18 protein-coding genes are annotated in these 11,466 nt (G+C 62.1%); 7 read left to right on the forward strand and 11 right to left on the reverse strand.

Features of this window, described 5'->3' with window-relative positions; all coding sequences use genetic code 11:
- The 3 genes from EN780_RS17230 to EN780_RS17240 form a co-directional block, all read right to left on the reverse strand.
- The coding region (locus tag EN780_RS17230; RefSeq protein ID WP_133372633.1) for a LacI family DNA-binding transcriptional regulator at positions 1 to 988 on the reverse strand (988 nt) is incomplete at its 3' end.
- A 160-nt stretch (positions 989 to 1,148) separates the two neighbouring features.
- Complete coding sequence (locus EN780_RS17235; RefSeq protein ID WP_128274805.1) at positions 1,149 to 2,375, reverse strand: anion transporter; 1,227 nt, start codon at positions 2,373 to 2,375, stop codon at positions 1,149 to 1,151.
- Between the two features lie 185 nt (positions 2,376 to 2,560).
- Entirely contained in the window at positions 2,561 to 2,806 is a 246-nt protein-coding gene (locus tag EN780_RS17240) for a hypothetical protein (protein WP_127286441.1), read from the reverse strand.
- A gap of 268 nt (positions 2,807 to 3,074) precedes the next feature.
- Here EN780_RS17240 and EN780_RS17245 point away from each other — a divergent pair, with 268 nt between their 5' ends.
- Positions 3,075 to 3,329 carry a hypothetical protein gene (locus EN780_RS17245; RefSeq protein ID WP_127286440.1) on the forward strand — a complete coding sequence of 85 codons (255 nt, stop codon included), beginning with the start codon at positions 3,075 to 3,077 and terminating at the stop codon, positions 3,327 to 3,329.
- A 39-nt stretch (positions 3,330 to 3,368) separates the two neighbouring features.
- Here the strand turns inward: EN780_RS17245 and EN780_RS17250 are convergent, their stop codons facing one another.
- Entirely contained in the window at positions 3,369 to 4,763 is a 1,395-nt protein-coding gene (locus EN780_RS17250) for a PAS domain S-box protein (RefSeq protein ID WP_245499995.1), read from the reverse strand.
- A 247-nt stretch (positions 4,764 to 5,010) separates the two neighbouring features.
- Between EN780_RS17250 and EN780_RS17255 the strand changes: the two genes are divergently transcribed.
- The 6 genes from EN780_RS17255 to EN780_RS17280 all read left to right on the forward strand — a co-directional run bounded on the left by EN780_RS17255 (position 5,011) and on the right by EN780_RS17280 (position 8,052).
- Positions 5,011 to 5,349 carry a hypothetical protein gene (locus tag EN780_RS17255; RefSeq protein WP_127311445.1) on the forward strand — a complete coding sequence of 113 codons (339 nt, stop codon included), beginning with the start codon at positions 5,011 to 5,013 and terminating at the stop codon, positions 5,347 to 5,349.
- A gap of 147 nt (positions 5,350 to 5,496) precedes the next feature.
- Positions 5,497 to 5,664, forward strand: a complete 168-nt coding sequence (locus tag EN780_RS17260) for a Thivi_2564 family membrane protein (protein ID WP_127287442.1) — start codon at positions 5,497 to 5,499, stop codon at positions 5,662 to 5,664.
- A 19-nt stretch (positions 5,665 to 5,683) separates the two neighbouring features.
- Entirely contained in the window at positions 5,684 to 5,995 is a 312-nt protein-coding gene (locus tag EN780_RS17265) for a hypothetical protein (protein WP_245478413.1), read from the forward strand.
- A 169-nt stretch (positions 5,996 to 6,164) separates the two neighbouring features.
- Positions 6,165 to 6,662 (forward strand): GFA family protein, encoded by a 498-nt coding sequence (locus EN780_RS17270; protein WP_128274806.1) that lies wholly within the window; start codon positions 6,165 to 6,167, stop codon positions 6,660 to 6,662.
- A gap of 440 nt (positions 6,663 to 7,102) precedes the next feature.
- Positions 7,103 to 7,648 carry a hypothetical protein gene (locus EN780_RS17275; protein WP_127287088.1) on the forward strand — a complete coding sequence of 182 codons (546 nt, stop codon included), beginning with the start codon at positions 7,103 to 7,105 and terminating at the stop codon, positions 7,646 to 7,648.
- A 209-nt stretch (positions 7,649 to 7,857) separates the two neighbouring features.
- Positions 7,858 to 8,052 carry a hypothetical protein gene (locus tag EN780_RS17280; protein WP_126055200.1) on the forward strand — a complete coding sequence of 65 codons (195 nt, stop codon included), beginning with the start codon at positions 7,858 to 7,860 and terminating at the stop codon, positions 8,050 to 8,052.
- A gap of 289 nt (positions 8,053 to 8,341) precedes the next feature.
- Here the strand turns inward: EN780_RS17280 and msrA are convergent, their stop codons facing one another.
- The 7 genes from msrA to EN780_RS17315 all read right to left on the reverse strand — a co-directional run.
- Positions 8,342 to 8,860, reverse strand: a complete 519-nt coding sequence (msrA, locus tag EN780_RS17285; RefSeq protein ID WP_127287090.1) for a peptide-methionine (S)-S-oxide reductase MsrA — start codon at positions 8,858 to 8,860, stop codon at positions 8,342 to 8,344.
- Positions 8,861 to 8,990: 130 nt separating this feature from the next.
- On the reverse strand, positions 8,991 to 9,890 hold the full coding sequence (locus EN780_RS17290; RefSeq protein ID WP_127312218.1) for an ankyrin repeat domain-containing protein: 900 nt from the start codon (positions 9,888 to 9,890) through the stop codon (positions 8,991 to 8,993).
- 117 nt (positions 9,891 to 10,007) lie between these two features.
- The gene (locus tag EN780_RS17295) at positions 10,008 to 10,331 is read right to left on the reverse strand and encodes a hypothetical protein (protein ID WP_128274807.1); all 324 of its coding nucleotides are present in this window, start codon (positions 10,329 to 10,331) and stop codon (positions 10,008 to 10,010) included.
- Positions 10,331 to 10,525, reverse strand: a complete 195-nt coding sequence (locus tag EN780_RS17300; protein ID WP_127287363.1) for a hypothetical protein — start codon at positions 10,523 to 10,525, stop codon at positions 10,331 to 10,333. Before EN780_RS17300 ends, EN780_RS17295 begins: the two co-directional genes overlap by 1 nt.
- Positions 10,510 to 10,749: an ABC transporter permease gene (locus EN780_RS17305; RefSeq protein WP_128274808.1), complete on the reverse strand. Its 240-nt coding sequence runs from the start codon at positions 10,747 to 10,749 to the stop codon at positions 10,510 to 10,512. The genes EN780_RS17300 and EN780_RS17305 overlap by 16 nt, the downstream gene beginning before the upstream one ends.
- 105 nt (positions 10,750 to 10,854) lie before the next feature.
- Complete coding sequence (locus tag EN780_RS17310; protein ID WP_127392070.1) at positions 10,855 to 11,058, reverse strand: hypothetical protein; 204 nt, start codon at positions 11,056 to 11,058, stop codon at positions 10,855 to 10,857.
- Positions 11,055 to 11,466 (reverse strand): putative peptidoglycan-binding domain-containing protein (locus EN780_RS17315; RefSeq protein ID WP_281035370.1); only part of this gene is annotated, 412 nt, incomplete at its 5' end. The genes EN780_RS17315 and EN780_RS17310, both read right to left, overlap by 4 nt.

The raw sequence follows: 11,466 nt of genomic DNA on the forward strand, positions 1-11,466 counted from the left end.
CGCCTGACGCTGGTCGAACAGCCCTGCACCGAGATCGGGCACCAGGCGGCGGCGCTGCGTGGCTGGAGGCGATGCGCTCGCTGAGCAGCGCCGCCGCCTGGTGCCCGATCTCGGTGCAGGGCTGTTCGACCAGCGTCAGGCGCGGCTCGAAGCAGTCGGCCCATTCGAAATCGTCGAAGCCGACCAGCGACAGGTCGCCGGGAATCGAAAGACCCTTCTCGCGGATGGCGCGGACTGCCCCGATCGTCGTCATGTTGTTGCCGGTGACCAATGCGGTGGGCGGCGTCGGCAAGGCCAGGATCGCATGCGTCGATGCCGTGGCGCTCGCCGTGTCGACATTCTCCGGCGAGACATAGCGCGGCAGGCATTCAAGTCCATTGGCGGCGAGCGATGCGCGAAACGCCTCGATGCGCTCGCGCGTGGTGGCCAGCCCCGGCTGGCCGGCAATATAGCCGATGCGCTTGTGGCCGAAGGACACGACATGGTCGATGAGGGCTTGCATCGCCGTGTCGTTCTCGACACCGATCTGGTCGAAGCGGTCGTCGGCGAAGCGGTCGATCAAAACGCAGGGCAGCTTCTTTTCGGCGAGATAGTCGATGGCGCGCTCGGGCGAGCCAGACGGCGCCAGGATGACGCCGTCGACGCGGCGCTGGTGGAAGGCGCGCACCACCTGAAGCTCGCGGTTCGGATCTTCCTGCGTGTCGGAGAGGAACACCATCAGGCCGAGCCGGGCGCATTCGGCCTCGACCGCGCAGATGATGTCGGTGAAGTAAGGATTGGAAATCGCCGAGATGGCGAGCCCGACGCTGCGGGTCGAGGCGACCTTCAGCGAGCGCGCCAGTTCGTTGGGCTGATAGCCCATGGCGGCGATGGCCTCGTTGATCAGTCTCGCCTTCTCGGGCGAAACAAAGCGGGTGCCGTTGACAACGTGCGAGACGGTCGACACCGAGACGCCGGCGCGGCGCGCGACCTCAGCCATTGTCGGCATGACGGCTCGTGTGGAGTGCCCGCAAGCGCTCCTCCCTTGATTGCGTTTCCCGACCGCTCTTCGGCGGATATATGGAAACCATAGAGCCATCGAAACGTTTGCGCAATCGATTCGATAAAAGCTCGCGACAAATTTTTGTCGCGGGCTGAAAACTTGGAAATCAGGTGGTGAAAGCCAACCAGGCCGTGCCGGCGGCAAGCGTGACCAGCGTCAGCGGCAAGCCGACCTTGAAGAAGGCGGAGAAGGAAAGCTCCTTGCCCGCCGCCTTGGCCTGCTCGGCGACGATCAGGTTGGCGACAGAGCCGAGCAGCGTGAAATTGCCGGCCAGCGTCGAGCTCATCGCGACCACCAGCCAGGCGCGCTCGGGGTTTTCAAGCCCGGGGACAAAGGGCCTCAACGCCAGCACCGCCGGCACGTTGCTCATGATGTTGGAGAGCACGGCGGTGAAGCCGGAGAGCCGCCAGACATCGTCGAGTCCGCTGTTTTTCGCCCAGGCGATCATCTCGGGCGTCAGCAGCGTCTTTTCGGCGCCGGCCACGACCACGAACAGGCCGGCGAACATGAACAGCAGCGGGCCGTCGATCTCCCGGTAGATGCGATGCGGCTTGATCGCGCGGGTGACGAGCAGGAAGGCGCCGGCAATCAGCGCCGCCTTGGCAACCGCAACGCCGGCGAAGAACGCGACCGCCAGCATGACGCAGACGACAACCGCCTTCAGCACCTGACCCGGCAGCATGCGGCCGCGATAGACTTCGGGACTGAGGTCCACGGTGCGGGCGAATTCGGCGCGGTAGGCGATGCGCAAGATGACGATGACGGCGAGAAGGCCGAACAGCGCCACCGGCGCGAGAGCGGCCGAAAAGGCAGGATAGGAAATGCCGGAAAGCGCGCCGATCACCATGTTCTGCGGGTTGCCGGTGATGGTGGCGACACTGCCGCAATTGGAGGCCGTGCAGGTGGCGATCAGATACGGCACCGGGTTGCGGTTGATGACGCGCGTGACATGGACGACAATCGGCGCCATCACCAGGCAGATTGCGTCATTGACCAGGAAGGCCGAGAGCACGCCGGTCAGCAGCGTTACCATGACCAGGAGCATGAACGGCGCGTGCGCATGCTCGATGGCGAAGCCGCCGAGCGCGCGGAAGGCGCCCGAGACCTTCAGATGCGCGACTACGATCATCATGCCGAGCAACAGCGTGATGGTGTCGAAGTTGATGGCGCGGTAGGCATCCTCCATGCTGATCGCGCCGACGGCGATCATGGCCGCACCACCGAGCAGCGCAATGCCGGCGCGATCGAGGCGGAGGCCCGGAAAACGGCCGACGGCGACACCGGCATAGGTCAGGATGAGGATCAAAAGTGCCGCCGCGCCAGTCCATGTCATTGGCAGAAGTTCCGTCCGAGCTCGCCGCTCCCCGGCAGATTCTGCCCCGCGGCATTCTTCGCTCCACCTTTAGCAAGCGCGCGGCAAAGCGAAAGCGGTGGAAGCGGTTGTGCGGTTGAAACTTTTCGTGCGACCCGACGATAAGGCCGCGGCGTCCGAACAAGACAGGCGGGTTTGCTCAGTGGCTAGTCTGCGACCGGCTTGCCTTCGGCGCTGTCGTTGCGTTCCGGCTCCAGAATTCCAAACTCTTGCGATTTCAGCCCCTGCTCGGCCTTGAGGAACCCTTCCGCGGCGAGGCCGCGCCGCAGCAGTTCCCGCACGGCCGCCGACCGGCTCGGCATACGCTTTTCGAAGCGCCAGTTTTCCAGTGCAGCCAATTCGTCAGCCGTCAGCATGATCTGGAGCCGTTCAGGTCGTTCCAGTTCGCCCATTTGCGCCTCCGCCAAGACCAAAATGCAGTGAGTTAGTATCTGGCTCACTAACAGTAAAATTAGGATTTGACGCACATCCCGTCAAGGGAGAGCGATGGGTGATCGGCGCAAAGGCCCAACGATGAGGACAAGGCATCGACCAAGCAAACAACAGACTATACCAACTAATTGATTTTATTTCACTATTTTTGAATTTTTGCTTGCTATCGCAATGTGCCGGGCGCATGCTCGAAAATGAGGGAAAACGCCTCACCGGAAGGCAACTGCCATGCGCGACAGCTATTCAAGCCAATTGCGAGAAGACCTCAACTCCCTGGTCCTGGCCGCGATCCATTCCACGGGCGTGGTCAATGTCGCTGTCGTGGCTGAGCGTGTGCGTCTGCGAAACCTCGACGAAAACGTCGCGCGCGAAGACCTCGAATATATGGTCGTGCAAATAGCCGAAACGTATGGGGCAGCCATGGAGTTCGACTGCGCGCTTGTCGCCGAGATGGCCGAGCGCGCCTGTTCGGCGACGCAGTAAGGAGAGGATGTCAGCGCGAAGTTTCGGCCGGTCGCGCCGTCAATCCATCTCGTCAAGAGAGTTTTTCACGTATCGCAACGGCGCTTCGAGCTTCCAGCTTACACCGTGCTCGCCGAACTCCAGCTGTCCGGTACCGCCCAGCGCCTGCGGCGCGATCCGTTTCAGTACAACCGATCCGAATCCGCGACGTATCTCTCCGTCCAAGGGCGGTCCATCGTGCTCGTGCCAGACAAGCCCGAAGGTTTCCTCGCCATTGGCGGCGGTGGTTATGGCCCATTCGATCTCGACCTGCCCGACCGGGTTAGACAGGACGCCGTACTTTGCCGAATTTGTCGCCAGTTCGTGGAAGGCGATGCCGAGATATTGGACGGCATTCGGCTTGAGCATGATCACCGGCCCCTTTGCCGACAGGCGCGACTGCGCCGCGAAGACCCTCACCTGCGCCTCGACCAGCTCGGCAACCGTTGCGCCGCGCCACTCGGCATTGACAAGCAGATCATGCGATTCCGAAAGCGCCAGGATGCGTTCGCGCACCTGCTCCAGAAAGACCTCCGGGCTGCTGGCTTGCTTGCTCGTCTCGCGGATCATCGAGATGATGACCGAGTACTGGTTCTTCACGCGATGGTTGACCTCGCGCATGAGCAGGCGGATGCGCCGTTCGCTCTCCTTATGAGAGCTGATGTCGCGCGCGATTTTGGACGCGCCGATGATCCTGCCGATGCCGTCGCGTATCGGCGAGACGGTCAGCGAAACAGGAATGCGCGTGCCGTCCTTGCGCTGGCGCACCGTCTCGTAGGACGGCACGACCTCGCCGGCGCGAATGCGGGTGATGATCGAGACCTCCTCGTCCAGGTGGTCGGGCGGGATGAGGATCGTCACCGGCCGGCCGATCGCCTCCGCCGGCGTGTAGCCGAAGAGGCGCTGCGCCGCGTCGTTCCAGCTGGTGATGATGCCGTTTATGTCCTTTGAAACGATCGCATCCATCGATGACTCGACAATGGAGGCAAGCCGCGTGCGGGCTTCGTCCGCCATGGTCTGGGTGCGCAGGTCAAGCAAGGTGTTGATTGCGCCGATCGTGTCACCGGTCTCGTTGCGAAGCAGGACGGGATGCGCGCTGAATGGGATGAGTTCTCCGTTGGGCCGCTCGGCAATCGCCCGCCCCCAGCGAACGTCCTTTTCTTCGCGCAAGGCAATGGCCATCGGGCATTCGTCGTGCGCCATCTTGCGACCGTCGAGATGACGCAGCTTCCACGACCCGCACCAGCGATCCTCGTTGATGATGGGACGATGCCCCCAAAGTTCGGCCGCGGCTTCGTTGAAGAAAGTGATGAGGCCTTGCTTGTCGGTGGTGTAGACGGCGACTGGCAGCGCCTGCAGCAGATCGAAGGCATGGGCGCCCGGGAGCCCGATGCCGCCATGTTCAATCGTATCCACCGACCCCCTCGCCTTTCGATGCTGGAAAATTAACTCGACAAGGAATGCGCGTGAGGGATTTCGGTTCCCGGCGCGCGGTGTCCGGCCGCGAACGCCGGTTCCCGACTACGCTTGCGCAGTCGTCAGGGGCGGCAGGAGGTGTCGGCGACCTCCCCATCCAAATGAACTTGCGAGGGAACCATCACCGGCGCGAGCGGTTCCCCCAAAAGTCGCGACGCGACGAAGCCACAACCAAATGGAGACCGCCATGACCATGAGAATCCTCGCAGCCGCCTTGCTGACGCTTGGCCTCGGCACATCGGCGATGGCCCAGACCGCTGGCGACACGGCCGGCTCAGGCATGGCCGACGGCAGTGGAAAATCGGTTGTCGTCGACCCCGATGGCCCCAACACGGTCGATCCGAACGGCCCCAATGCCATCGATCCCACGCCGACCTACAGCATCGACGGCATGAGCCCCTATGCGACGAGCCCGACCCCGGATCAGAACTGTCCGGTCGGCCCGCAGGGCGCACAGCCTGACGCAACCGGGACATCGCCCGGGACAAGCACACCGACGGTGAACGACAATCATTGCGGCAAGTAACCGGCGTAGCGCCGAACTGAGGCCGCGAGCCGCCTGGCTTCGCGGCCTCCGCCGTTTCCAGCCGGGAACCGATCCGGCCGCAACGACGTTTGCCAATTTGTTTGTTCGTAAACATTTGAGCTCGAAACGATACCAGGGAGACAGGACGTGGCTTCATCGGCGCTCATCGGCATCCTGATCACGTTCCTGGTGATCATCCTCGTGCTCTACCTCGTCCAGCGCCTCCCGCTTGACGGCCGCACGCGACAGATCGCGCAGATCGTCGTTATCATCATCGGCATCGTTTCGCTGTTGAAGTATCTGGCCGTTTTCTGATCCTTTCTCTAAGAGAAGGATGTTCAAGCTGGGGTTGCCGATGAAGGCTCGTTCGATCGCATGGATTGCCGGCGCCTTGTTGTGTGCCGCCACCACGGCTCATGCCCGCCCCGACACGCGTGCAATGAGCTGCGAACAGGTACGGTCGCTGATCCAAAGCCAGCGTGCGGCCGTGCTGACCACCGGCCAAAACACCTACGAGCGCTATGTGCGCCAGTTCGGCAATGAATGCGACTGGCCGGAGGTGCCCACCGCCGCCTCCGTTCCGACGCGCGACGGCCAGTGCCGCGTCTACCGCTGCCAGGAGCCGGTTTTCGACTTCCCGAACTGACAACTCGCCGAAGCTGACAACCTGCGCAAACTGATTGCGGTGGCGTCGCCCTCGACGCCGCGCAGCGTGGAACCGTTTGCGCCTCGCGCGAATTGATTCGGGTTAGACATTTCCCGGCATGTTGTCGCGGCCGGCTGACCAGAGCGGCGCGACCCAGGAGGAAACAGCCATGTCCAGTGATGTCAGGCGCAGCGGCAGCTGCCTATGCGGCGGTGTCCAGTTCTCGGTGACGGGCGAGCCGCTTCGGATCGGGCTTTGCCACTGCAAGGATTGCCGCAAGACCAGCGGATCGGCCTACCAGGCCTTCGCCATCTGGCCGCTCGAAGCCTTCGAGACGGCCGGCATCGTCAGCACCTATGGCGGCAGAAGTTTCTGCCCGACCTGCGGCGGCCGCGTGACCTCGGTTGGCGAGGAGGAAGTCGAAGTGATGCTCGGTAGCCTCGATGTAGCGCCGACGGAGCTCGAGCCGACCTACGAACTGTGGATCGTGAGGCGCGAACACTGGTTGCAGCCGCTGCCCGACGCGCAGCAATTCGAACACGATCGCGTCGATGGCGAATCGCCGGCAGAGGAGCCGGGAACTACAGTAACGAGGCGCCCTCGGACAACCTACTCCAGCGCAAGCTGGCCTAAGAGGCAGGCCAGCTTCCATCTGGATCGACGGTAAATCGGCTTGCATTTTGCAACCGATGGTCGGTTTGCCGCTGCCCCAATGCTCAGTTAAGATTCGATTTGCGGTGGACTTCTGGAAACCGCTTTGGCCGGCGCGGTTCAGGCAACGTTCCCAACATTGCCGCGTCGGCCTCGCAGCCGTGCGGAGTTGTTCTTCAGGCAGACCGGCACAACCTTTGCTATTATTTTGCCAGTCTTGCAGCTTGGTTATCTTGTGAAGTACCAAGTTATGGTTGCGCTACCAGGCCAGACATTCTTTCCATGAAAGAAAATTCTCCCCAAGTTATTTTTTTCACGACATCAATTACGATATCCAAGTACGCAAACCCTCTGACGCAACGTGATCCTTGATGGTCTTGTACAAAAGGCCACCTTGTTTCTTTTCGCCTATGTTACATACTATTGCGAATCTTGAAGCCGAACGGGGCGGTTTTCATGGCGGCGATGCCTGCAGGAGGTCGCGGCGTTCATCTGCGATATCCACCGATCGACGGGTTCTGGACCTGGGACATCAAGCGAAACCGTGTCTACGGTGACGCCAACCTCTCCGACTATTTCGGACTCACGCTCGATGAGTTCTCGCGTGGCGCTCCCCTCGAAAGATGCATGGAAAGCATCGAGGCCGAGGACCGGCTGCGGGTCAATGTTGCGATCCGCCGGGCGGTAGAGCGCCGATCGAGCTTCCGCGAGGTCTGCAAAGTTCGTTCGGAAAAGATGGGCCTTCGCAAGATCCTGGCAGTCGGCCAATGCTATGTCGACAGCCTTGGAGAAGCGGCTGTCTATCCCGGCTGGTTCGTCGACCTGACGCAAGAAGAGGATTGCGAGGAGGCCTCCTTGCGCGAGATCCATCAGCATATCGAGCAGGCCAAGGAAATCTCACAATCGATCGGACAGGATCTGCTGTTCTACTTGCTGGACAATGCCCACGAAGAGGTGCAGCTGCGTCTTGGCGGCGGATCGAGGAGGCGCAAATCCTCCTAGCGCGCACCCTAGCTTCCGGGCGGACCCTTGCCGTGCTTGCTGACTTCGGCAGTGACCAGGCGGGCGAATATCGACATTTCCGAAGAATGTCCAACAGCTTCGTTGATCGGACGCCGACACAACCGAGCACAGCTTCGCCGTGAGTCTCGCCAAAATCTTGATGCAAGCAACAGTCAGCCAGAATTCACATGCAGACATTGGGGGCAGCGATGGACCAGCCGAGCAAAATGGAAAACCTGCAGTTTGCGCAGGGGATCTTGCGTGAACTGCGTCAGAAAGCCGAAGCCGATGGCGAGAAGCTTCTGACCTATCTGATCGACATGGCTTATCTCGAAACCAGCGACCGCATCCGCGCGCACTGGATCGGCAACCATGAAAGCGACGGCCGTCGCGCCAAGGGCTAGATCCGGGACGGCACTGGCGGCCGCGGCGGGCGCCCCGGGCGTTGCCGGGACCTGAACGCAAAAAAGCCCGCCGTGCCTTCTGGCACGACGGGCGAAATTGGTGGGATCGGCAAGTCCAGGCCGAGTTATCGACACAAGCAAGCCCGCGCCTCTCGCAGGGGACGCGGGCTGGATCGGGATGCCGGCCCCGATCAGGCAGCAAACCGTTACGCGCTGCCGGGGGATGAACTCTTAGCCAGAACTAATGTTCCGGCGCAGGCGGGAAAAACCTGCCAAGCACCGATCGGGCTTACGACGCCGCCTTTTCACGAACCGGAAGCTTCCACCCCGGCCTGACGAAATGGCAGGTATAGCCGTTCGGATATTTCTCCAGATAGTCCTGATGCTCGGGTTCGGCTTCCCAGAAAGGGCCGACCGGCGCGACCTCGGTGACGACCTTGCCCGGCCACAGGTGTGAAGCCTCGACATCGGCGATGGTGTCGTCGGCAACCCGCTTCTGGTCGTCGCTGGTATAGTAGATCGCCGAGCGATAGCTCATGCCGACATCGTTGCCCTGACGGTTCCTGGTCGTCGGATCGTGGATCTGGAAGAAGAATTCGAGCAGCGTGCGGTAGCTGATCCTGGCCGGATCGAAAATGATCTCGATGGCCTCCGCATGGGTGCCGTGGTTGCGGTAGGTGGCGTTGGGCACGTCGCCGCCGCTGTAGCCGACACGGGTCGAGATCACACCCGGATAGCGCCGGATCAGATCCTGCATGCCCCAAAAGCAGCCGCCAGCAAGCACCGCTCGTTCGGTGGAAGTCGCCATATCATATCTCCCTTGGATTTCTCCATAGATGGGGATTGTGGCGCTCTTCGTCCAGCCGCTCAAGCGTCCTGGTAAGGCCGCAGCGGCGACAGCCGCCTGGATTGAGGACGGGAGGACATCAAAATCAATTCTAGGGAAGCGGCAACGGTGTGTCACTCAAGGTCCGCAGGTATGCGATGAGGTCCGCTCGCTGCTTCTCGTCCTGCAGGCCCGGGAAAAGCATATCTGTTCCAGGCAACGCGAGCGCGGGATTTGAGATGAACAAATTGAGTTCCTCAAAAGTCCAATCGCCACCGGCATCCTTTAGACTCGACGAATACTCGACATCGCCTTGCGAGGCCTTCGGCCGCCCTACGATGCCCCACAGATTGGGCTTGGGATTCTTGACCCCCGGCACGACAAGATGACAAGTCCCGCACGTCTTGCCGAAAAGTTCTTTGCCCGATTCAGCGTTCGCCGATGCAAGTCGTGCCGAAATCGGCGCAATGGCCGGTCGGCTGGCGCCATGACTGCGCAAGTAGGCCACGACGTCGTCGTGACCACTCAGCTTGGCCAGATGTATGGGCGGACTTCCATTCGATGTCAGCGCGTTGACCTCTGCTCCGGCATCCACGAGATGGATGACGCACTGGAGGCAGCCATTCTCGGCAGCTACGTGAAGCGGCGTTTGCGCTTTCGCCACCTGATTTGGGTCGGCCCCGTTGTCGAGCAACAGCTTCACGATGTCAGCGTACCCGCCCTTGTTGGCGGCGTAGAGCGGCGTTCTTTGCCAACTGACGGGCAGGCTAACGTCCGCCCCACGCTTGATCAGAAGTTGTGCTAACTCGACATTTCCTTTTTCGCAGGCGATGTAGAGCGCCGTAACACCGTCAATTTCGTTAATGGCGGCGCCTTTGTCCAAGGCGGAAGCCACCGCTGCGACGTCGCCCTTCTTGACAAGATCATTCAAGTTGTTCGCCTGGGCGGGCAGTGTAAAAAGCCAAAGGACCCACAAAGTCCTTACTACGCAGATGCGTCCCAGCTTGATCATTGTGCCCTCTCATTGCTCAGAAAAAGCGCACAGGTTTGGCTCCGATTGCGGCTCCATGCACAGGACAAATATTAGCAGATGCTTATTCGAAGACCAAGGAGCGCGCGGCGCGGCAGATCACTCTTCGTTTGTCGGCTTGAATTTCCGCACGACGACCTCGAACAGAATGTCCGAGATCCACATCGCCGAGACGCCGATCAGGAAGGCGGCAGCCAAGGTCGTGGTGTCGTCGGCAGGATCGGGGATCGGCAGGCCGCTTGTCTTGAACCAGGCCACGGTCGGCAGCGTCAGATAGGCGGCGGCAAGCGCGCCGCAGATCGGCGAAGCGATCATTTCGCGCAGCTTGTAGCGGTGACGCGACAGGGCCCGCAATGCGCCGCCTGCCAGCCCCGCGGCCACCACAGGGCCCTTGATGCCCAAGAGATCGAACAGATCCTGCATCAGGGCCTCCAGCCGCAGAGTTTCTGGCCCTTGCGATTGTGCGCGAGCAGTGCCCTCGCTTCCTCGTCCGACAGCGCGTCAACGGCTTTGGCGGAGAGGCGCAGCGGCCTGGAAACGGCGCAGAAGCCGCCAGTGCTCGTGGTACATCCGGCCAAAGCCGCGGCAAGCAGCATGACAATCAATCCCTTGCCCATGCCTTCAACTCCTTTTTGATGGCGCCCGCGGGCAGAGCGCCGATGTCGTTGTCGACCCGGTCGGCGAGCGCGCGGGCCGCTGCCTCGGCTTTGGCCTGCCTGCTGCGCTCGGCCTCGGCGCCGGCTAACCGCTGGCGAAAGCCCCAGCCGAGCGCGGCAATGACGGAGGCCAGCAGGCCAAGGATCGCGGGATTGTCGAACAGGAAAGAGAGAAGCGCCGTCATGACAGCCACCACACGACAAGTGCCGCTGCGATGAGGAGCGCACCCGCCATCCAGGGCAGCGCCTGGCGCAGGAGTTCGGTCAAGACCTCGTTCATTTGACCCCCCTCACCTTTGCCAGTGGAACTTGCGAGCGAGCAGATACCAGGCCTCGGTGACCAGGCTGATCGCCAGGCCGATGCCGGTTTCGAGCGCCACCTGGATGTCGGGGTCGCCCGACAGGGCGGCAGCGTCGCCGGCGCCGAGCAGGCCGCGGGCGACGAGGATCGCCGCGCCGTAGCGCAGCGCGATGCGGATGATGACGGCAATCATGATCTCCTGCCTCCAAGGATCGGTTTGAAGATGGCGAGCAACAACCGCCAGAACGCCTTGCCGGCGGGCGCGGCTGGATTGGCCGTTGCCTCCGGATTCGCGGCTTCAGCCGAAGGCGCGGACGGGGCCGGCGGTTTGGCCACCGACAACAGCAGCGCCTCGGCCCGTACCGAGCCGACCCGTTGGCTCCAGCCCCGGCCAAAGGTAGGCCAGGTCGACAGCCGCTTGAGAAACGCCAGACGCGCGTCGCACAGCCCATCGATGACGACACCGGCGGGCCGGGCCCTGACGGCGCCAAGCGTGGCTGGGCCGATCCGGCCGTCCTCGGTGGCGCCGACGATCGCCTGAAGGTATTTCGCCGCCCTGCCCGGCCCGCTGTTCACGGCAAAGTCGAACACGGCATAGTCG

Source organism: Mesorhizobium sp. M4B.F.Ca.ET.089.01.1.1 (genome assembly GCF_004022605.1).
GTDB classification, from domain to species: domain Bacteria; phylum Pseudomonadota; class Alphaproteobacteria; order Rhizobiales; family Rhizobiaceae; genus Mesorhizobium; species Mesorhizobium abyssinicae.

Bases quoted from the DNA above. Each gene is read 5' to 3' on its own strand.
- EN780_RS17290 (WP_127312218.1), bottom strand. From the start codon at position 9,890: ATGATCAAGCTGGGACGCATCTGCGTAGTAAGGACTTTGTGGGTCCTT.
- EN780_RS17255 (WP_127311445.1), top strand. From the start codon at position 5,011: ATGACCATGAGAATCCTCGCAGCCGCCTTGCTGACGCTTGGCCTCGGC.
- EN780_RS17300 (WP_127287363.1), bottom strand. From the start codon at position 10,525: ATGGGCAAGGGATTGATTGTCATGCTGCTTGCCGCGGCTTTGGCCGGA.
- EN780_RS17305 (WP_128274808.1), bottom strand. From the start codon at position 10,749: ATGACGGCGCTTCTCTCTTTCCTGTTCGACAATCCCGCGATCCTTGGC.
- EN780_RS17245 (WP_127286440.1), top strand. From the start codon at position 3,075: ATGCGCGACAGCTATTCAAGCCAATTGCGAGAAGACCTCAACTCCCTG.
- EN780_RS17310 (WP_127392070.1), bottom strand. From the start codon at position 11,058: ATGATTGCCGTCATCATCCGCATCGCGCTGCGCTACGGCGCGGCGATC.
- EN780_RS17240 (WP_127286441.1), bottom strand. From the start codon at position 2,806: ATGGGCGAACTGGAACGACCTGAACGGCTCCAGATCATGCTGACGGCT.
- EN780_RS17280 (WP_126055200.1), top strand. From the start codon at position 7,858: ATGGACCAGCCGAGCAAAATGGAAAACCTGCAGTTTGCGCAGGGGATC.
- EN780_RS17265 (WP_245478413.1), top strand. From the start codon at position 5,684: ATGTTCAAGCTGGGGTTGCCGATGAAGGCTCGTTCGATCGCATGGATT.
- EN780_RS17270 (WP_128274806.1), top strand. From the start codon at position 6,165: ATGTCCAGTGATGTCAGGCGCAGCGGCAGCTGCCTATGCGGCGGTGTC.
- EN780_RS17295 (WP_128274807.1), bottom strand. From the start codon at position 10,331: ATGCAGGATCTGTTCGATCTCTTGGGCATCAAGGGCCCTGTGGTGGCC.
- msrA (WP_127287090.1), bottom strand. From the start codon at position 8,860: ATGGCGACTTCCACCGAACGAGCGGTGCTTGCTGGCGGCTGCTTTTGG.
- EN780_RS17235 (WP_128274805.1), bottom strand. From the start codon at position 2,375: ATGACATGGACTGGCGCGGCGGCACTTTTGATCCTCATCCTGACCTAT.
- EN780_RS17275 (WP_127287088.1), top strand. From the start codon at position 7,103: ATGGCGGCGATGCCTGCAGGAGGTCGCGGCGTTCATCTGCGATATCCA.